Source organism: Myxococcales bacterium (assembly GCA_022184915.1).
Lineage (GTDB): Bacteria > Myxococcota_A > Polyangia > Fen-1088 > Fen-1088 > JAGTJU01.
The window spans coordinates 425,986-446,516 of record JAGTJU010000005.1; the positions used below are offsets into that span (position 1 = coordinate 425,986).

The window sequence follows — 20,531 nt, forward strand, 5'->3', positions numbered from 1 at the left end:
GGCCCGAACGGAATGATTTGGCCTTCGCGTTCTGCCTGACTCACACGGAAAACTTGTAGGGTTCGGGAAGAACATGGATCACGACCCGATTGCCGCCCGATTTGAGGGTGTAGGCAATCACTTCCTCGAGCTGGGAGACGTACACCCAGTGTTCCTCCACGTTCACGCTCTCTTCCCGGTCGGTATCCCGCTCGTCGGTCATGGCGCCCCCCTCCGCAGCGCCTTTTGCCTTACGAAGCGTGCGGTGACACTGGGCCCGTCGTGTACGAAACGCATCCGGTGCGCACCGCCATCCTCGATCCAGCCGATCAAGATGCTCTCGGCAGTCCTGTCGTCACAACCAGCCTCCGAGAACGACCAGTTCCCGTCCTCCCTTCTGAAGGTGCCGAAGCTGGACCCTGACGGGCCTCTGCAGCTGTAATCGCCCGCGTCGCTGGTCTTCGCCACGAACCGGTACCAATGGTTCTCGTCAGTCGGGTCTACCCATCGGCCGTCGAGCTGGCGTGCCGTGTGCTGCCTCGCCAGGACGTAAGGCGCGATCATCGCGAGGTCATCGATTCGGGCCATCGTCACCTCGATGGCCCGCACCAAGCCCTCTTCCGCAGCGAGGCTGCCTCCGGAAAAACTTTCCTCCCGTAGGCGTCGTTCGGCGTCGCGGTGTTTGATCCACTGGCGCTGCGCGTCCCGGAGCGCCGTCAACTCCGGGTTGGGTCCGGTGGGCGGCGGTTGCGTGAGATGTGTGGTGACGAGCTTGTACACCCGGTTGAGTTCCTGGTCGACCAACTGGAAAACGGAAGACATGCACGCTCCGCGGTCGGGCGTGGCAACAGAGTCCTGGCAGAGTCGCTCGCTCAACTCAGTCACGGTCTCTCGGTACGGATCCCACGAGGGCGCCGCGGCAACCGTAGGCGCCAAGGCCAAAACGGAAACAACAGGAACGAGGACCATCTTCATGATGTGTGAGTTTCCCTGGGAAGAGAGGCTGCAAAGTTCAGCAATGACCGGCGCCAGGCCCGACGCTCCTGACGTCCGGCTGTCGGAACTTCGTTGGCCGCAAGCTGCCAGGCACGTTGGCGAATATGGCCCGTCATGTTCCACTCTTTCATATTTCCCGTTCCCGCGTTGTACGCCATGTCGACAAGGGCTCGCCGGACGCACAGGGGGAAGCTGTCGAACGCCTGCTCACCGTAGATCTTCTTCAGCTCTGGCACGAATCGCTGGTCGACAAGCTCTTTGGCCAGGGAGATGATCGCGTCCTTCGTGAGGACGAGGTTGGTTCGGTCGGCATAGCCACGGGCCGTGGCATGTCTTGGCTCCTGCATGACCCTTTCAAAGGCTGCCCGCTTCTCTGCTGCGCTCGCAGGAACGCCATTCACCTTATCAACGAGTGGGAGCTTCACGACAGCGTCCAGGTCATCGACTTTCAGGCCACAGCCGACAGTGACGTACCCTTGCTTGGCGCTATCCCGGTACATGTACGCATATTCCCCTTCCCATGCGCGGAGATCCCCGTACGCAATATCGGCGGTCAAGGGCCCATAGGGGTCGCCGCCGAGGTCTGCCGGTTCGGCGAGTACGTTGACCGGCGCCGCAGGAGGCCGCTTGCCTCGCATGGCCAACGGAGCCTCCTCAGAGGCGATCCACGGGGCAGAGGAGGACCACGTTGGCGCACCACCTTCCCAGAGGGCAAACGTCTCGTCGTTATGCGCGAGGTAGGGGGCGATCGCACCACGAACACCTGCCGTGCGCTCAGCTGCCGGAAACGAGAGAATGGCGTAAACGGGCCGATCGTTCGTGTCTGCGGGGGGCGCCTGAAAGTGCCCGATTCCAAGCGCAGCCGAAAACGATCCGTCATCCGCGAGCGTCACTTCGACCTTTTCGAGCTTGGGAGCTTCAGGCGCCTTCGGTGGCAAAACCGTTGCGGTGAAGGCGTCGACCAAGGCTATCGTAAGCCTCAGATCGGCTTCGGGGGTGACGCGCAGAATCTTGCCCGATGCACGATAGGTGCCGAGCCAGCCGGGGGAGTAGGTCACGCGGAAGTCGGTAAGCAGAGGCTGCTGCACCCTGACGACCGTTCGACCGGAAAGAAGCACCCGCGGCTTCGTGCCCTGTAAGGCAACGAGACGGCACCCCAAGTCATACGTTCCGTTTTCGGGCTTGAGAGCGGAAAAGCTGTGGTGACTGATGCCCGTAAAGCCCATGCTCCATGCCACCGAGGTTGGCCGCTTACCCGCTTTCCAAGGCAGCGTCAGGATTGCTTTGCCCTCCGCATCCAGGATCTCCACGGCGAGATCCACCTGGTCGAGTACGGGTGACGTGGCCACGGCGATGCTCGCGTGGGTACCGAATAGAGTCGCTTTTGCGCTGGCCGCGCCCACGAGACCAATGCCAGCAGACTGCGCGCCGTTTTCGTCCTGCCAACGGATCGCGACCGAGGCGTCCACGCGAAAGGGGAGCGATCGAGCGAGCCTGACCTGCCCAAGATGGGGCTGAGCAAACGTCAGCTGTGCATTGAGCTCGCCATGGCCCGCAAGGCCCGCCTCGACGATGTCCAAAACAGGAGGGCGACCTTCCACCTCGACATGGAGCCGACCGTCTTTGGCAATGACCACCTCCGTGAGTCCAGCTACGAGAACAGACAGCTCGGCGCCGTCTGCCTGGCGTCGGACCAACCAGGACAAAGTGCAAGGTAGCCTGCAGGCTGCGACGCGCTCGCACGAGCCTGTCATTGGAAACTCCAACCGCAGCTTCTGGGGGTTTGCGATTGACTGTACGACTTTTGAGGGAGGGGTATCGAGTGCGAAGTTCGGTCTTGGCATGACGTTGACGGCGAACTTCGCCTGAACGCCTGCACGGAGGATGACCGTCTCCGCCCGCTTTTCCGCCGCCAGCTGCTCGAGCTGCGCCTGGGCGCGGGCAGCCTCCTCTCTCTGGCGCCGGGCCTCAGCTTTGGCTGCAGCCTTTTCTTCTAGAGAAGGCTTCATCCCGTTGGCCTTTCTCCGACCGGAGGCTGTTTCAGATGCGTTGGACATCGTTAGCCATCAGAGATGAACATCACTTCTTGGTGTCCGCGTAGGTCTTTCCGTTCCAGCGCATGACCTTGTGGGGGGTATCCGCGTCGGCTTGCGTGAAGGTCAGTTCAGGGATGCCGTCGCTGTCGATGTCTGTAACCGACAGAAGCTCCGTGTCCGGCCCGCCGTCGTGCCCCCACTCTAGCTTGTGGACCCGCTTTTTCTTCTTGAGGGCCCAGGTCCGGACGTCCAGCTGGGTGCCCCCTTCCTCTTCCGAGTACGCGTGTTGAATCACGATGGCGTCGTTTCCGATCGGGTGCAGGCAGGTCGTCACCTCGCTGCTGCAGTCGACGGTGATGCTGTCGCTAAACAGCTTCTTCTCTCCGTCGCATCCCAGCGCCACGACCGTCTTGGTTACCTTGCCGTTCTTGCATGTGCCGTTCTGCCCGAAGAAAAGCGCGCCGGCGGTCTCGACCATCCAGTCAGAGGCGAAGTACACTTTTTCGTTTCGGATTGTCATCACCACTTTGCAGCCGAACGACGTCTGCGGTGACCAGAGGGGACTTTGGAGCGGCCTGAGATGGGCAGGCTGCTGTGCATCCCACACCTGTTGTTTCGCAGCTAGAGCTTCCTCCTCTGTCGCGAAGTGGCCAACTGCTCGTTTGACATGCCGCCAAAAGTTACGGGGAACGAAATGGTCACGGACCAAGTCATAGACTGCCAATGGTCGTCTTGGATCGTACGGGTTGATGGGTTGGTGAGGCTCGTCCTTGTCGAACGAGTTCATCGTGGTGTTTGTTCCCGGAACCAGCTCTCGGCCATCGCCCATGTCGAAGTACCAGTGGCGCCTCGGCCACGTCGAATCGCACAGGCTCTGTGCGGGCGCTTCAGCACCCAGGATGCGGCTTGGCGTGAGCGGGAACAGCAATGCGGTCAGAGCAGCTAGGATACGGAATGTGCTTTTCATCTGCTTACCTCATGGTCCCGACGTTCTTGAGATCGACGATGACTGAATGGCGCTGGCTTGTGAGTGGAGCCTCCAGCGGGAGTCCCCAGCTGAAGCGGTAGCGTCGGTTGCGGTCAAGCGAGGCCAGCGCAACCTTTGCCACGAAAAGACCCTTCTCGCCAAGAACATAGTTCTTCTGTTTATCAACTGGCGCCATCACTGAGACGGCCGCGTCGACCCAGAGTCCGCTCGAATCCTCCACGCAAGCGATGACTTCGACACGATGACCTCTTGGTGTGGCTGTCGCAACTCCGCGAAGGATCAGCCACTTTCCCGCGACCTCGTAAGCCCACGATTCGAGTCTCGGTTCCAGTTTCATTGACGTCTGCTTGCTGGGAGGCATGGCTGCTAGCCCGCCTTTCGCAGATACCTCAGCGGTGACATAGAAGGTTTCGCCGGGTGACACGTTGAGAGCGTGCTTGTCCTGGAGCTTTGTGGAAATCGGCCACTCATGGAGCAGACGGTTCTTCATGAGGCTTCCACCTGTCACCTCTCTGCCGCTGAGCTCAAGTCTGAAGATCGGCTTCGCAAGTCGCCACAGCTGCTCGTCGCCCATGAGCTCCACTTCCGCCCGAAGACTGGTCTCGGCGAAGGACAAGTCCATGGGACCGAACTCAAATAATTGGAGCTGCGGGATGCGGCAGTTCGTCTCTTGCACGATGCAATCGTTCGCTACGGGACGCTCTATGTCTTGAAATGTGCATCGGCCAGCTCCCTGCTCCGGAGCGAACGCGAAAAAGCCACCGTTCGGAAAGACAGAAAGAGGTCGGACCTGAAGATTGACGCCAGAGGCGTCGAGTTTCTCCTCACACAAGAGACCGAGCCCAAGCGAAAGATGAACTGATGCCGTCGGCACGGAGTCTGTTGTCTTCAGCAGGTATTTGACGAGCAAACAATGACTCTCTTCATCAATGTGCACTGATGATAGTTCTGACGAGGGCAGCTCCTGGGCAAGCGATGCCAAAGCTGAGAACAACGCGGGCAATGTTGGCCGCACAACCACCGAAGCTCCATCCTCTGCGACAGAAGAGACCCGAATGCCGAGACGTTGACGTTGGCATAACCCGCTCAATTGCTGCAGCCTGTCTATAAGGGGGATCGCTAACTGGAACTTGCTCTCCTCGCCCTCAAACACCCTCTGCCCCGTTCCTTTCACCCGGATGAAATCCTCGAAGCGGAAATGCTCAGAAACGCGTGGGTTCTCCTTGGCCTTCACCCTACCCACCAGGAAGTCCCCCCTATAACGCAGACCGCCCGAGACTCTCTCCGTGTCGGCATCCGTCGTCTGAAACGAGATCGGCACGGCGACATTCCCCGGGGTGAACTCAGTGGGCGGCTCGGTCGAATCGGCGGGCACCTTTGCGTAGTCCAGCACCACGTATCCCTTGAGCTGCGCTGGCCGCGACCCCTTGACCACCATGTTCACGTTGTAATGACCCGGCTGTCCCTCTACCGGGTGCCACTCCATGGAGTCAGGCAAGATGTCTGGCTTCGGTATCGTCACCGTCGTATCCAGCTCTTGCGCCGGCGTGAGCTGCTTTCCTGCTTCCCAAGCCGTTAGCCTCCAGGTTCCCCACCAGTCGAAGTAGGCTTCGGCGCGCGCGATGCCCTCGTCGTAGGTAGCCACACCGAGATCGACGGCTCCGTCTTTATCCATACGCTCCAGCTTGAACGTGACCGCGTTTTTTTCGTCCTTTCCACTGCTGCCGAAACCATGCTGCACAAGCACAGCCGTCACTTTCCCTCCCAACGCATTCTTCTTTCCTGACCAAACCAACGCCAGAAGAGGCGGTTTCGATACATCTTCCGCGGCTCGCAGAGGCACCGGACCCCAGCTGTCGCTGAAGGCCACCTGACTCCTCTCGAGGAGCATCTCTGTAATCGCCGCGCAGGTGACGGGGTGCATGCACTGAACATGGGCGTCCGTAGGCAGCTGGTGGTGTTCCGCCTGCGTTCCGAAAAGCGTTTCGACCTTTCCGTTTTTGCCCAGCAACGGTACTTCGCCCGCAGGATCGCCTTCGGAGCGAACGCGTCCCCACCAGGTGATGGGCCTGAAGACCTTTACGAGCGCCTCGAGGTCAGCATCACCCAGGCGCAAGACGTTGCCAAGCTTCCCCTTCTGCATGCGCTTGTCGAGTTGCGCCTTGAGCCCCTCTGGCGTCCACTCGTTGGTGTGGCTCAGAATCACGTTGCGGTAGCGTCCCTGAAGCACCTGGGCGAGGTGTTGTTTTCGTTCCTGAAACTGTTCCTTCTCGTGAGCCTCGACGCGGTCCTCTGGGATAGAAGGGGAGTCCAAATAGAGGTCAGCCGACCAAAGCGCAAGGGAGTCGGCCTCCACCGGGACGTCAAGGGAAAGCATGGTATCCGCCTGGCCGAGGCTGACGGTTTGCTCGTACAGCTCTTGCTCGCCGCGCAGGTAGCGCACCTGCAGTTTGAAAGGACTTCCGTCAGGGTTCGCTTTGGGTGGCACGCTGGAATCGTGGCCGATCTGAATGGTCACGGGGTAAGTGGCCCCGCCATGGCTTCCCACCTTGCTTCCAGGGCCGAACCGACCGGGATCCAGCATGTAGCGGCGGAGCGCACCTGAATAGCGCTCGTCGGTCATGTCCTCGACAGCCAACCCCCGGTTCCCGAAGATGGCCTTCAGCTCGTTGACGCCCTCGCCGGTTTCGTCCGGCATGTCGATGAAGTTGTCTGGGATGTTCTCGCTGACCTCGCGGAGTTGCAGCCCAAGCTCGTCAGCAGCCTTCTTCGCGATTGTATCAAGCGCGGAGGCACCATCTTTTACGCAAAAAACTTCCCAGTGCAGATAGCCAGCACCGTTCGTGGGGCTGATGGTGCCCAGGATGTGTCCGGTGCCCACGGGAAGAAGGGGTGCGTCGAAAGTCACTACGGCACCTCGTCGAAAGGCCCCTACAGCTTCGCGAACCTCTTCGGGGCAAGCCTTGACGAACCCCAAGCGTTGCCCCTCGGAGCCTACCAATGTGACGGGTTCCTTCTCTCCCCGAACGACGACCTCAGGCGCATCGGCCGATGCGGGCTGATCCAGCCATCTGACGTCGCCAATGCCAAGGCCCCTCGCGCTTGGGTCCAGGTTTACCAGGCAGCCGTGCTGCATTCCCAGCAACGTGTCCAGCCAAGATACGCCCTGAGTCGTCTTCAGTGAGGCCGCACTGGCAGGAGGATCCAGGTGCATGTAGAGGGAATAGAAGACCTTGGTCGGAACAGCGTTTGGTTCGGACGCTTTTGCCTTCTCGTCCTTGTCCTTGTCCTTGTCCTTGTCCTTCCCGGACTTGGGTGGTGGCTCCCGGAGTTCATGCCGAACCAACACGAAGCCCAGCGGTCTTCCCTCCGTGGCTTCGAGCAGCCTTGGATCCTCGGAACCTTCCTCCGGGAAACAGCGCGCGGCTACTACGTATCCGGGAAGGAACGAAGACACGGGACACGTGCCGCTTTTCCACGCGGGCTGTACGAGGGTCCCGTCGGCCAGCTTGGACGGCGCGAAGGGATCCAGGTGAATGCCACCGTGAATGTTCTGGGCTGTGCCGATGGGAAAGTAGCCGCTCTTGCCGGTTTCGTTGAGCCCGAAGTACTTCACGTACGACTGGGGGCCAGCTTCCGCTCCCAGCGGCCACTTCACGCCCGAATTCACGTGAATGGCGGAGCCGGCGGGCGGCCGGGGATCCACCCACTCGAAGTGCATGTAGTCGTGGTAGCGGCCCCCCCAGTAAAACCCCATGTTCTCGAGCAGCCGCACGATCTCGATCGGCAAGTCGAAGGGCAGCTTGCTGTCGAAAGGGTTCTCGCGCACGTTGAGGTCGAAAGCGCTACCATACGAGTGGTTCGAGAGGATGTCGCGCTTGGGAAGGTGCCGCTCGGGCACCATTTCGTCGAAGCGGTTTTCCTGTAGATCAAGCTGAGCACAGAGCGTGTTCCAGCTGCCGCTCCAATTGGGCCGTCCCCGCAGCGAGGTGTACTCAGACCGACCCATCAGCGCGGCCTTGTTCTTGTCGGTCTTCGCGTAGCGAAACTGATAGCCGTTGACCGTGCGCAGCTGGTAAGGAAGGTTCAAGGCCTTGATGCGCCGAAAGGCTTCCTCGATGTGAGGCACGAGAACCTTGTTGTAGGTCCCCCTCGCGACCTGGTCCTTCTGGGGGCCGAAGCCTACCAATACGGCTTGCCCCAAATGTTCCTGCTCGAATTTCGGGGAAAAGCAGCTGCCGAACAGCTTCGACTTCCCCGCGTAGCCCGCCGACTGCAACCCCGTGGCGCACGTCGGTTCTCCGGCGAACGCCTTGACGGCGGGCTTGTCAGCACAAATTCTTGGGGTGCCTTGGTAAGCTGGCATGACGTCTCGGAGGGACTTGCGGCCGCCCTCATCTTGCCCGGGGGACGGTCGGGCCGTCTAGCCCCAGCCTTGGTTCCCGGCTTGGCCCGCACTCTCGCAGCCGAACGTACCGCTTGCCGTAGAGCAGGGCTTTCCTTTCGCCTAGCGACAAGGGGCCCACGATCGCAGCTGTCAGGTCCAGAAGACTCGCGCATGGCACGTACGCCAGCGCCGATCTCAACAAGATTCGTCGCTCGTCGAGATCGATGACGAGGGTATCGGGTGCAGCTTGGCGATCGATCAGGTGGCCGTCGTCCACCAGGGTGACCGGGAAGGCCGACGGGGGGACCACGAATGACTCTTGCCGCCGGCGGGTGAAGTTGGTCAAGGTGACGATTTCGCCGCTCGGAAAGGCGCTCAGCTGCTGATCGTCGGGCGCGACATTGAAATAAGCCACATCGAAGTCTTCGGGTGGCAGCGGCGCACGAAGTTGCTTCCACCGGTCGTCGTGGGTGCCGGCTCGCGTCGCACGTGGTTGCCAGTGAGGGCATAGCGGCCCGAAGCCCGCGGGGGCGCGGCGCTTCCCCCAGGAAGTGGGCTCGGCCGGCCACTCGAAGTTTGGCAAACGATGGCCGGGCCCTGGTGCCTCCTCGTCGGTAACCACACCACAGCCGATGGGGTTGCAGGGCTCGAAGAGCTTCGGGTCGCTCATCGCAACGCCGCCGTACGCGCGCTCCCACTCGAGCGGCATTTCAGAGAAGGGCTCGGCCCGGCCGGGGGTGGGCGGCCCTTTGGGCTGCCGCTGCCAAAGACGGGTGCCGAAAACGCGCACGACCTTGTTGATGTGGCTACCCACCTGCAGGGATACATCCACCAAAGGCTTGGGTTCGGGCAGCGAGATGCTGCCCACGAGGTACACGTCGGTGCGTGCTTTGGGGGGTAGCGTGTCAGCGGCGTAGGCCATGGAGCTGACGCCAGCCTCACCGGTGAAGAGATCCGCCTCGACCAGCGCAGCCCCTTCCCTTTCGGGAACCAAGCGGCCATCGGCTTGCCATGAGAAGGTCGACTTCAGGATCAAAAAAATACATTCCTCACCTTGCAGGGTGCGCCCGAAACTCTGCCCCACCACGGCCGGCGTACGGTTGTCGACCCTCACGGCGCCTCCCGTCGAATCACCCACTTGCCAACCTGAACGATGGCAATGTGGCCAGGGCCCGACTCGAAGATGGCGTCTAGCCGCACTTTACCGTTGGCAGGGGTGACCTGCGTTTCCACGCCACCATTTGGCAGCGTGATCTCGAGGGTCACGTTGGGCATCGCCTTGCCATCCCGGCCAAAGACCACCACCTCCAGCCAGTTTTTGGCTGCCAGCTTTTTGAGCTGTGCGGGTGTCACCACGTCCGTGCTCTCGCGTGCGGCGATGGCCAGCTTCGTCGCAGCCCGCAACAGGACGTAGCCTTCGCTCGCGGCCGGTGAGCGGAGGTCTCGAAGATAGGCCGCCAATGTCCCGGCATGTGATACGAGCTTGGGGTCCGCCGTAGCTTCAGCCATGCGAAGGAGCGCTGAGGCGGCCTCGGTCGCAGGAACGACGTCGTAATCGTCGGATGCCCGTACCGATTCCACTTGGTCTCTTGGAACCAAGCGGTGCCTGCGCATATTAAGGTGAAAGACGGGCCCCAAGCGCGCCCGCAAAGCTCGAAACGCCTGCCCGTCGATGCCCTGAGAATCGGCATCGGCGGTGTCGCCCGACGTCGCTGCGATCAGCAGGCCCTCGCGCAGCGCCGAGAGCAGGACGCCCAGCGGGTCCTCCGGCGCGACCGAGAGTCTCCAAGCAACGTCGTCAGCCAGCCGCCGGGCACGCAGCGGGCTTTTCTCGAAGGCCTCGCGAACGCATGCGCTCAAGTAGGGTCCGTGCACCTCGAACGGGAAGGCCTCCTTCGGCTCACCCCGGCTCTGCGACACCCTCAACTCCAGGGGTCCCCAGAACGTCTCGATCGTGAGAGTCGACGAGCTCACCCGTTCTCCTTGCCGTCGCGCGAAGCTCTCCCAGCCTGCCTTCCCGGGAGCCTTCCAGCGCGCGGATGTCGCGCGCGCGCGTGCCGTGGGTGAGGGGTCATGTGAGTTCCAGGTGTGACCTATTCTGACCCCGAGGGGTGCCCGTCCGCATCTTGCCGAAAGACGGTGCCGCCGTCTACGGAACGTCTCGCCCTGGGTTATCGGTCATGGCGGGACCGGGGTTGCGCGAAAAAGTGGTCACCCTGACGTTGTTTCCAACCTGATACCGCACCGCGCGTGGGTCTGCATGCGTTTCCGCGCAACTTTCACCCCACGCCGCTCGATAATTCCCCCGCGCACACCCCCTGCCGGAGTGAGCCACTTGTCTGTAGACCCGATGCAGCTTTTGGGGAAGATTAGGCAGCCATGTTCTTGGACACCCGTCAGGTGAGCGTGATTTCGGCCCTCGGCCCCGGGGCGTTCCAGCTTCGCCGCTTCGGCGGCAACGAGAAACTTGGCGAGCCCTTCTCCTGGGTTCTGGATCTGCGAAGCGAAAACCACAACATCAGGGCCGACAAGATTCTCGGCACGGAGATGGTGCTGGAACTCGAATTGCCAAACCTCGCCAAGCGCCAGTTCACGGGCTTCGTCATCAAATTTGCCTACTTGGGCATGCAGGGCCGTTTTGCCGCCTACCGAGCCACGCTGGGGCCGTTTTTGTCGTTGATGCAACTCAAGTCCGACTGCCGCATCTTTCAGGACCGGCCCGTACCCGATATCGTCGCGGAAGTCTGCGAGAGCCTCGGCATTCCCGTGGCCATCGAGATGAAGCTCTCAGGGCACAAGACCCGTCCCTACACGGTTCAATATCGAGAGAGCGACTTCAACTTCGTTTCACGTCTCCTGGTCGATGAGGGCATTTACTACCACTTCCGTCACACGGGCGGCCGGCACAGCTTGGTCCTGATCGACGCGGCTGCAAAGCACGAGCCTGTGCCGGGGTACCTTTCGATCCCGTTTTATCCGCCCACGCGTTCGGGCAGGCGAGAGGAAGAGCACATCAGCTCCTGGGACCTGGTGAGACAGGTCGTGCCCGGGAACGCGGCGCTGCAAGATTACGATTACGAATACAAGCAGGTGGCGCTGGGCATGGCGATGAACGACCCCCAGGGGCACGCCAACGACCACCTGGAGGTGTTCGACTATCCCGGAGGGTACCTGACCGACGAGGACGGTCGCCAGGCGATCGGTGTGGCTCTCGAGCGCCTGCAGAGCCGGCGCGAGCTCATCGCGTTCGAGACCACGGCCCGGGGGCTGTATGCCGGCGCGACGTTCCGGGTTCGCAATTTGCCCGACGTCAGCGAAAGCGAGGAGTTCCTGGCCGTCGAAGCCCACTACAGCATCGAATCCGACGCGCTCGAGAGCAGCTCGGACGCAGCGGCCGAGATGGTGTTCCAGGCGCGCTTTACGGCCATGAGCGCCAAGCGACAATTCCGGCCCGCTTTGCCTGCGTCGGTGCAAAAGCCGCAAATGCGCGGCCCCCACAGCGCGATCGTGACCGGCCCGCCGGAAACCGAGATCTACACGGATCCCAGTGGTCTTGGCCGCGTCCTGGTGCAGTTTCACTGGGATCGTTATGCGCAGGCCAGCGAGAAGCACACCTCTTGCTGGGTGCGCGTGTCGCAGCCCTGGGCGGGCGGCGGTTTCGGCTTCGTGCAGATTCCGCGGGTGGGCGAAGAGGTGCTGGTCGATTTCCTCGACGGCGACCCGGATCGCCCCGTCATCGTCGGGCGGCTCTACAATGGCAAGAACAAGCCGCCCTACAAGCTACCCGACAACGCCACGCAGTCGGGATGGAAGAGCCGCAGCAGCCCCAAGGGCCACGCAGACAACTTCAACGAAATTCGCTTCGAGGACAAAAAGGGCCAGGAAGAGCTACACGTCCAGGCCGAGCGCAACCACTCCGTGTACGTCAAGGCAGATCAGTCGATCAGGGTGGACGGCAACCGTGCGGTGACCGTCCACAAGAACGAGGAGATAGCCGTCCAGGGCGAGCGGAAGACGACCGTCACGAAGAAGGATGAACAGTATCACGTCGACACCCGCTACACCCAGGTGATGAAGACCGACGAGCTCGAGGTCTTCGAGAAGCACACAGAGACGTTTCACGATGGGCAAAAAAAGACGGTGGAGAAGTCCGACGACGAGACCTTCGTGAAGGGCGCTTCGAAGACGACCACCGTGGACAAACAATTCAACCTGAATGCGCAGGAGCACATCCATCTCGAGCAGAAGGGCACGCAACTCTTTTTGAAGGACGCTGCCTTCATCGGTTCCGACGGCAATATCGAGATCACGAACAACGGTGTCACGATCGTAGCGGACAGCCAGGGAGGCGGACTGCTGCTGGAGGCGAAGCAACAGATCGAGCTCAAGTGTGGGGCGGCGTCGCTCATCATGAGCATGGACGGAACGATCACGCTCAAGGGAGCGGTTGCGGTTCAGCTGCAGCTCGGGCCCAACGCGGTTGCCTTGACGCCGGCTGGTACCGACATAAAAGGTGCCCTCGTAAACGTCACCGGTAGCGCCCTAGTGGCCATCGCCGGGCCGATCATCAAGGTTGGCTGATCATGGACGCGGTCCAGAGGCCCATGGCCAGGGTCCGCGAGGCGGCCATCGCCTTCGCCAACGACGCGCGGGTGCGCTTGACTGTGGTGGAGAGCGACGAGGCGCTGCGCCCGGCGGTGCTCACCCAGTTCTGCAGGGTGGAATCCGTCGCCAGGCCGCCGGCCGTGATGCTTTGTCTCGAGACTCCGTTCGAGGCGGACGATGCCAACTGGCCCATGCGCGGCGAGGAGCTCCTTGAAGAGTGGAAAACAGCCTCGGGCGCGCTCGTTGAGGCGGGACAGCCGCCCCTTTCGGACTTGCCGGGTGGTGAAACGCCGTCCATCGTCGCGTTCTCGAAACGGCTGCAGGCGATGGCTGCAGCTGCGAAGGGGCGGCTCTCGCCCGTGGTGCTGCTCGCACCGCTTCGGGTGGCGCCGGGGGCTCAGGAGCGCCTGATTGAAGTGCATTCTCTGGTGAGCGCAGCGGCCCTGGAGGCGGTCCGTTGGGTCGTCGTAACGCCGGGCCCCTCGGGGCTTGCACCGGTGGTGGCGGCCGAGCGGGCACGTGGGCCCTTCGCCGCCGAGTTGGTCAATGCGCGCGTCGACAGTGCGGCCGGGCGCAAGGATCTGGCAGCGCTGGTGGCAGGAATGAAGAGCGCCCCGGCTGGCGCTACCCCGATGCAGATGTCCGGGTTTGCGGGGCCTTCCGTGGCGCCCCCGCGGCGCGTTCGGGACCCAGCACCGATGCTGCCCGAACAGCGCACGGAGGCAACCCTGGGGGTTCCGCCGGGGCTCACGGACACTGGGGGCATGCACGAGATGCGCGTGGCGCTGCTCGAGGCGGCCGTTGCGGCCGGTGACGGGCGTTTCGCTGATGCCGTGATCGCGCAACGAGCGGCGCGCGACGTGGCCGTGCGCCTGGGACTCGTGAAGGAGGCTGCGCAAATGGAGCTCCTGCTTGGCAGCTACGTGCTTTCCGGTGGCGAGGCGAGGCGGGCCCTAGAGCTCTTCACGCAAACTGCGGGGCGCGCTGAAGCCGCAGGGTGGGGCACGGTGGCCTGCCAGGCCGGCATGGCGCGGGGAAGCGCGCTCGCCATGTTGGCGGCGCAGCCGGAGTTGGCGCCCGATGCAGCCCGCCTTAAGCGAACCGAGGCAGGCGTGGCCTATTTGGACGCAGGGCGGACGGGGGCGCGGTTGAAAGCGCCCGCCGTGGCCATCGAGGCCTACCGCCTGGGCGGCGACATGTTGGCCGCCTTGGGCGAGCAGACCCGCGCCGTGGAGGCCTGGACGAAGGCTATCGAGGTGGCCGAAGCTGCTCCGCCAGCCGACGTGGCCGGCTCGTCAGCGTTGGAACTCGCGCACACCCTAAGGGATCGGGCCCGGGCCACTGGTCGTGGCTCCGAGGCGGCGGGTTGGCAGGCGCGCGCCGAGAAGATGGCGCGCAGCTTTGCCGAGGCTACCGCCCAGGCGGGAGGCGGCGCCTGATGCTGGTATCCACCTGGTTCGATCCCGTTATTGGTGTGGACATTCACATCGACCTGGTACCGACGCCTGGTGGACCGGTACCGACGCCTTTGCCCAACCCCTTCGTGGGCCTGGTGATCGACCCGGTCGCCATGTCCATCGGTATGGCGACGGGTGCGAACACCGTGCTCGTCAACAGCATGCCTGTCACCAACGTGGGCTCCAATGTCACCTCCTTGATGGGTGGGCCTCACATTCCCGTGCCCGGTCCCTTCGCGAAGCCGCCCTCAAACGACGCCGAGCTGATGTTCGGAGGCCTAAACGTGTCCATGGGGGGCTCGTTCGTATGCCGCATGGGCGAAATCGCCCTGTCCTGTTTCGATCCATCAGGTCGTGCACCGGTTTCGGTGGTCATGGCGATCCCCAAAGGACCGCCCGTGCTGGTGCTCCGGCCACCGGCGCCCGATGTGACGGCGGTGGCCATGCGGCTCGGTATGAAAGCGGCCTCCGCGCTGGTGGGCAAGGCGCTCAAGCTTGGTGCGAAACTGTTCAAGGAGAGTCGGATCGGTCAGTTCCTGGGCCGGCGATTCACCCAGCTCACGAAGTATCTGCAGCGAAAGATGAGCGTGCTCGCCGGTCGCGAACGTTCGCTGATGGATCGGCTCAAGTGCTTCGTCACCGGTCACCCGGTAGACGTGGCCACCGGCCGTATGTTCACCGACAACGTGGACTTCGAGCTGCCGGGACCGCTGCCCCTCACGTTCTCCCGTGTTTACGATTCCTCCCTGTCCTGGCGACAGGGCCCCCTCGGGGCCGGTTGGTATCATAGCCTCGACGTGGCCGTGTGGGCCGAACGCGGCCGCATGGTCCTGCGCAGCGAGCAGGGCCGCGAGATCGAGTTTCCTACTTGGGACCTGCGCGATCGGGTGCTCGAACCTGGCATGTCCGTTTACCATGACGTCGAGCGTGCCACTTTGAGGTGCACGGGCCCCTCGGCTTTCGAGCTCGAGACGCAAGAGGGCCTGCTGTATTCGTTCGGTCCCGTCCCTGGATCGTCCGAGTTCAAGTTGCTCAGGAAGGCACGACGTGACGGGGCTGCGCACCTGTTCTCGTACGACGCCTTCGGGCGGCTTGCCACGGTTCGTGACAGCGCGGGGCGTCTGGTGCACTTTGCCTATGACGACTCCGGGCATCTGGCCCGTGTGGCCGTGGCCCCCAAGCCTGAGATAGCGCCTTCGCGGCTCATGAGGTTCGAGGTTGACGCGCAGGGAGATCTGGTGTCGGCCGAGGACGCGTTGGCGGGCCAGTGGACCTACGAATACCGCCACCACCTGATGGTGCGCGAAACCAACCGCAACGGTCTGTCGTTCTATTTCATCTACGATGGCATCGATCCGAGTGCCCGCTGCGTTCGAACGTGGGGTGACGACGGGATCTACGATCACGCCATCACGTACACAGGCGGGGCCACACTGGTCGAGGACTCGCTCGGGCACGTGACGCTCTACAAGCTCGACGAGTCCGGGCAAGTCATTGCCGTTCTCGACGCCACGGGGGCCGAGACGAAGTACGAGTACCACCCTGTCACGGGGCAGAAGACCGCCGAGATCATGCCCGACGGCGTCGCCACGCGCTGGTCTTACAATGATCGCGGCCTCTGCACGCGCGTGGAAGGACCGGACGGTGCCACGCTGTTGCTGGAGAGCGATGAGGCGGGGCGCCCTCTCAAAGCCGTGGATCCGATGTCCGGCGTCTGGCAGTGGCGTCACGACGCTGCGGGGCGCCCGCTGGGCCGGCGCGATCCGCTGGGGCGCACGGTGCAGTTCCAGTGGGAGGGCACCAACCTCGTGGCCGTGACCGATCCAAGCGGCCAACAGGTGTCGCTCGCCTACGACGCTGCAGGGAACCTCGTCGCCCTGACCATGCCCGACGGTAACGCGAGCCGCTGGCAATGGGACGTGATGGGTCGCTGCGTGGCCTCGATCGACCCACGAGGGAACGCTCAACTCCGCGAGTTCGACGTCCTGGGGCGCATCACCCGGATCCTCGAGCCCGACGGCAACGAGCGGGTCTTTTCCTACGATGCCGAGGGCAACGTGGTGGCGGCCAAAGATAGGCACCACGACGTGCGCTTCACGTACCAGGGCATGAACCGCCTGCGCAAGCGAGAGGAGGCAGGTACGGCGGTGCGGTTCGCTTACGACAAGGAAGAGCGCTTGCTCGGCGTTCAGAACGAGCACGGGCTGGTGTACCAGTTCGTTCTGGGGCCGACGGGGCTCGTGGCGGAGGAGTGGGGCTTCGATCGTCGTCGGCGCGCTTACCTGCGCGACCCGGCCGGCCGCGTGACCCAGGTGATTCGCCCGAATGGCGAAACCACGGCGTACGAGTACGACAAGGCGGGCCGGGTGCTAGCGGCCAAACACAGCGATGGCACCGAGGAACGGTTCGGGTACCGCGCCGATGGAGAGCTGGTGCGCGCCAGCAATGCCGACGCCCACGTGGTGCTCGAGCGCGACGTGCTGGGGCGGGTGGTAAAGGAGCTACAGGGCAGCGACTGGGTGGTCAGCACCTACGACACGCTCGGCTACCGTACGCGTCTCACGTCTTCGAAGGGCCTGCAGCACAACATACGACGCAACGGGATGGGCGACGTTCTGGGCGTGAGCGCTCATATCGAGGCGGGCGGTAACGATCTGCCGTTCGAGTTCTCGGCGCCCGACAGTGGTGGCGCGAACCCGTACGAGGTGAGCTTCGAACGCGACAGCGTAGGGCTTGAGCTCGGGCGCAAGCTTCCGGGTGGGGTGGCGGCTCGGTGGGAACGCGACACGTTGGGCCGGCCCGTGCGGCAAAGCCTGGAGGTGAACGGGCAGGAACTGCGCGCCCGGGTTTACAAATGGGAGCCTGACGATCGGCTCTCGCGCATTCTGGATTCGGCAAGCGGACCGATCTTCTTCGAGCACGACGCCCTGGGCAGCCTCGCCGCCGCGCGCTCGGAAGACGCCTCGGGGAATGCCGTAATCGACCTGCGAATGCCGGATGCCGTGGGGAACCTGTTTCGCATGCGCGACCGCGGCGATCGGAAGTATGGGCCGAGTGGTGAGCTGCTGGAAGCCACCGGGAGGGAGGGTGTCACCCGATACGCCTACGACATCGAGGGCAACCTTATACGTAAGGAAGAGCCGGGCGGGCGGGTGTGGACGTATGCCTGGAACGGAGCTGGTCGTCTCGCGAAGGTGGTGCGCCCCGACGGCGCGGAGGTGACGTTCGGGTACGACCCGCTCGGGCGCCGTGTCTGGAAGCAGTGGAGACACAAGCGGACGCGCTGGATCTGGGACGGGAACGTGCCGCTGCACGAGTGGGTGGAGCGCGTAGGCGAGGAGGGGGAAGAGGGGCCCGACAGCGAGGTGCCTGGTGCGGACGCGAGTGCACAGGCGCGGCAAGAGGCACTGCTGACGTCACAGCCGGCGCAGGGGCCTCCAGGCGCTCGTACGGCCCAGCGCCCGGCGCCTTTCCACCTGGCCGCCGCCGCCGCAGGCACGCCGGAGCATCCGGTCACGTACCTCTTCGACCCGGAGAGCTTCGCGCCCATGGCCAAGCTCGTCGGCGACGAAAAGCTCAGCATCATCACCGATCACCTCGGCACGCCGACGACGATGCTCGACGAACTCGGCCGCGTGGTCTGGCAAGCCGACATCACTGTCTGGGGTGACCTGCGCAACGTCCGCGGCATTCGGTCCGCATGCCCGTTCCGGTGGCCCGGCCAGTACGAAGACGAGGAGACGGGCCTCTACTACAACAGGTTCAGGTACTACGACCCGGATGCTGGGGAGTACGTGTCGCGGGATCCCATTGGGCTTGCGGGGGGGGCTGGTCCATACGGGTACGTGCACGATCCTTCGACCTGGAAAGATCCTGCCGGGTTAGCGGGCATTTCGGATGACGCATGGGTGAGATACGACCCCTCGGTCTACGACTCCAGCATCGAGGAGTTTGGAATCAAGAAGTCATACTTCGAAGACGGGCGGGTGTGGTTGACAAAGTATCGAGACGTAAAAGAAGTCGCGAACGCCCGGGAGCTTGAACAGAAGCTGTATCGGAAGAATCTTTGGAAGAAGGTGGACAAGAAGTTCGCGGACGGAGGGACTTTGCGGGTCATCGAAAACGTCGATGATGCCAAGTTTGCGGGCATTACGAACAAGTCAACCGGAGTCAGGCAATGGTACATTGAGCGCGATATCCCCGCGTCGGATATGAAGGTTGTCAAGAAGACTCCAGGGGAGTGCAGAAAGTGAACGATACGTCAGAGGAGGAGTTGCTCCGAATAGTGTCACGGCCATTGGACGAAGCTAAATTGAGGAGCGAACTCTTAGCTTACCGTGATCTCGAGGTTCATCCGGTTCTAGCAAAGCTTCTCGAGAATCACAGGAGCTACGACTTCCTAGCGCCGCTCCTTCGCCTCTATCTCGGGCCTTGTCCCCCCCATGGCAGGCTTACCCGGAAGCAAACCTCTCAAGTGGCCGAGATCGTTGGAAACCTGTTGTGGCGGTTGAAGCGGGATCCGACTTACGGGGGGAACATTCGCAACGTGATCGAATACTACCGGAGCTGCGAGCCAGGTTCCCGTGCTCTGATACTGCATGGACTATTGCAGATGCTCGAAAGCGAGAACACCTGGAATGATGCTCGAGTACTAATTTCGGGACTCCCCCTGTTCGCTAAGTGGCGCAACGAGCAGATAGGAGATGGTACCCGTCTTCTTGGCGAGAAGGTTCCGGGAGAACGGATGAATCCAGCTTTCCCCAAAGGTAGGATCCGATAATCGATCGGTCCAGATGACCTGCCTGGTTCCTTCGGATCGTCGTCACTTGAGAACCGCCGCTCCGTTCCGGTTGTTGCTGTCGCTCTGCTTGGGTTGAAATGGGCCAGTGCCGCTCGCGACTCGTCGAGTTGCGGTAGGTCGTGAAGGGCCTTTACGGAACCGCTGTCGCGCGCCAGCTGATGCCCTCCCCCGCCCGAGAATCCGTTGGTGTTGGCCCTCTGCCCGATCGAGTTCAAATTGAAGGCCCAGCTCGCCGCGATTGCGGCAAAGTCAGACCGGCCACGAAACCGGGGGAACTCCACTTCGCCACTTTGAAACGGGAGATGCATAACGCGGACTGGATCGAGACGGCAGCCGTAGGCACCCTGTCGGCAAAAGATTTCATCGAGACCTGCAATTATCGTCGACGTCATTCGTCCATCAACTACCGGACGCCTGTCGAGTTCGAGCTGCTACATTCTTTGCAGAAGCGATCCGCTTAACCCAACTGTCCACGAAATCGGGTCAAGCCCAACGCAAGGTCAGCGCTTGGTCAAGGGCAAGCGCCACCGGCTGGGGCGTGCGCTGGACGTTCGGGTGGCCGTGGCGTCGCTGGAAGCCACGTGGGTGCCGCCCCGGTTACGGGCGCTGCTGGCAGCCGAGCTGGGCATCGTGTTTGGTCTGTCGTCGGCGGTGGACCCGGACGCGCCGGCGCCTATCCAAAAGAGCATGCTGGAACACGCGGCCGCGGAGGCCCAGGGGCGTATGGGGTTGCCTGCCGGGGCGTGGGGCGTGTCGAGGGGCGTGTAAACGAAGCGAAGGGAACGGAAGGAAAAAACCATGAAACCTGCGTTGAAACTGATTCGAGACGAGGTGGGGCTGGTGAGTCCGGAGACCCGCATCGTGCGCCTTTGCGGGTGGAGCGAGCAGGAAGGCGGCCGGCGTCCCCTGGTGAGCTGGCCCGACGAATCCGGAGACGCTCGCGTGGCCCGGGTGGTGGCGGGTGTGGACGGGGCAGCGCTTGCGCGCGGGGTGGCGGCAGGGGCCGAGGTGCTGGTGACATGCACCCGTGACGGCACGCTGGTGATCACGGCGCTGCTGGCGCCCGCGGAGAGAACTTTGGAGGAGAGCGCGTCGTCGACGGTGGAGGTCAACGGACGTGTCATCTCGCTCACGGCGGAGAAGGAGCTTGTGCTTCGTTGTGGGGAGGTCACGCTGCGGCTGACGAGCGACGGGCGGCTCTTTCTGCGTGGTGAAGAGGTGGAGCTACGGGCGAGGGGCACGAACCGCATTCGCGGCGGCACAGTGGAAATCAACTGAGGGG

Annotated in this window: 12 protein-coding genes; 5 read left to right on the plus strand and 7 right to left on the minus strand. The window is 62.9% G+C overall.

Translation table 11 applies throughout. The annotated features are described in order from the left end of the window. Positions 1-40: 40 nt before the first annotated feature. The 7 genes from KA712_20330 to KA712_20360 all read right to left on the minus strand — a co-directional run bounded on the left by KA712_20330 (position 41) and on the right by KA712_20360 (position 10,360). Positions 41-202 (minus strand): hypothetical protein, encoded by a 162-nt coding sequence (locus KA712_20330; protein ID MCG5055318.1) that lies wholly within the window; start codon positions 200-202, stop codon positions 41-43. Further along, positions 199-954, minus strand: a complete 756-nt coding sequence (locus tag KA712_20335) for a DUF1311 domain-containing protein (protein MCG5055319.1) — start codon at positions 952-954, stop codon at positions 199-201. Before KA712_20335 ends, KA712_20330 begins: the two co-directional genes overlap by 4 nt. Then, the gene (locus KA712_20340) at positions 951-2,984 is read right to left on the minus strand and encodes a hypothetical protein (protein MCG5055320.1); all 2,034 of its coding nucleotides are present in this window, start codon (positions 2,982-2,984) and stop codon (positions 951-953) included. The genes KA712_20335 and KA712_20340 overlap by 4 nt, the downstream gene beginning before the upstream one ends. A gap of 70 nt (positions 2,985-3,054) precedes the next feature. Continuing rightward, the gene (locus KA712_20345; GenBank protein ID MCG5055321.1) at positions 3,055-3,531 is read right to left on the minus strand and encodes a hypothetical protein; all 477 of its coding nucleotides are present in this window, start codon (positions 3,529-3,531) and stop codon (positions 3,055-3,057) included. Positions 3,532-3,982: 451 nt separating this feature from the next. After that, entirely contained in the window at positions 3,983-8,365 is a 4,383-nt protein-coding gene (locus tag KA712_20350; protein MCG5055322.1) for a M15 family metallopeptidase, read from the minus strand. Positions 8,366-8,393: 28 nt separating this feature from the next. After that, a complete protein-coding gene (locus KA712_20355) occupies positions 8,394-9,500 on the minus strand; it encodes a DUF2169 domain-containing protein (protein ID MCG5055323.1) in 1,107 nt (368 codons plus the stop codon). Further along, entirely contained in the window at positions 9,497-10,360 is an 864-nt protein-coding gene (locus KA712_20360) for a hypothetical protein (protein MCG5055324.1), read from the minus strand. Before KA712_20360 ends, KA712_20355 begins: the two co-directional genes overlap by 4 nt. Before the next feature lie 405 nt (positions 10,361-10,765). Here KA712_20360 and vgrG point away from each other — a divergent pair, with 405 nt between their 5' ends. The 5 genes from vgrG (at position 10,766) to KA712_20385 (ending at position 20,527) form a co-directional block, all read left to right on the plus strand. After that, on the plus strand, positions 10,766-12,967 hold the full coding sequence (gene vgrG / locus KA712_20365) for a type VI secretion system tip protein VgrG (GenBank protein ID MCG5055325.1): 2,202 nt from the start codon (positions 10,766-10,768) through the stop codon (positions 12,965-12,967). A gap of 2 nt (positions 12,968-12,969) precedes the next feature. After that, positions 12,970-14,430: a hypothetical protein gene (locus KA712_20370; protein MCG5055326.1), complete on the plus strand. Its 1,461-nt coding sequence runs from the start codon at positions 12,970-12,972 to the stop codon at positions 14,428-14,430. After that, a complete protein-coding gene (locus KA712_20375) occupies positions 14,430-18,701 on the plus strand; it encodes an RHS domain-containing protein (GenBank protein ID MCG5055327.1) in 4,272 nt (1,423 codons plus the stop codon). The genes KA712_20370 and KA712_20375 overlap by 1 nt, the downstream gene beginning before the upstream one ends. Positions 18,702-19,756: 1,055 nt before the next feature. After that, positions 19,757-20,017, plus strand: a complete 261-nt coding sequence (locus KA712_20380) for a hypothetical protein (protein ID MCG5055328.1) — start codon at positions 19,757-19,759, stop codon at positions 20,015-20,017. Positions 20,018-20,047: 30 nt separating this feature from the next. Next, complete coding sequence (locus KA712_20385) at positions 20,048-20,527, plus strand: hypothetical protein (GenBank protein ID MCG5055329.1); 480 nt, start codon at positions 20,048-20,050, stop codon at positions 20,525-20,527. Positions 20,528-20,531 lie beyond the last annotated feature (4 nt).

Coding starts and splice junctions, on each gene's coding strand:
- KA712_20375 (MCG5055327.1), top strand. CDS start 14,430: ATGCTGGTATCCACCTGGTTCGATCCCGTTATTGGTGTGGACATTCAC.
- KA712_20335 (MCG5055319.1), bottom strand. CDS start 954: ATGAAGATGGTCCTCGTTCCTGTTGTTTCCGTTTTGGCCTTGGCGCCT.
- KA712_20350 (MCG5055322.1), bottom strand. CDS start 8,365: ATGCCAGCTTACCAAGGCACCCCAAGAATTTGTGCTGACAAGCCCGCC.
- KA712_20370 (MCG5055326.1), top strand. CDS start 12,970: ATGGACGCGGTCCAGAGGCCCATGGCCAGGGTCCGCGAGGCGGCCATC.
- KA712_20340 (MCG5055320.1), bottom strand. CDS start 2,984: ATGAAGCCTTCTCTAGAAGAAAAGGCTGCAGCCAAAGCTGAGGCCCGG.
- KA712_20345 (MCG5055321.1), bottom strand. CDS start 3,531: ATGACAATCCGAAACGAAAAAGTGTACTTCGCCTCTGACTGGATGGTC.
- KA712_20385 (MCG5055329.1), top strand. CDS start 20,048: ATGAAACCTGCGTTGAAACTGATTCGAGACGAGGTGGGGCTGGTGAGT.
- vgrG (MCG5055325.1), top strand. CDS start 10,766: ATGTTCTTGGACACCCGTCAGGTGAGCGTGATTTCGGCCCTCGGCCCC.
- KA712_20330 (MCG5055318.1), bottom strand. CDS start 202: ATGACCGACGAGCGGGATACCGACCGGGAAGAGAGCGTGAACGTGGAG.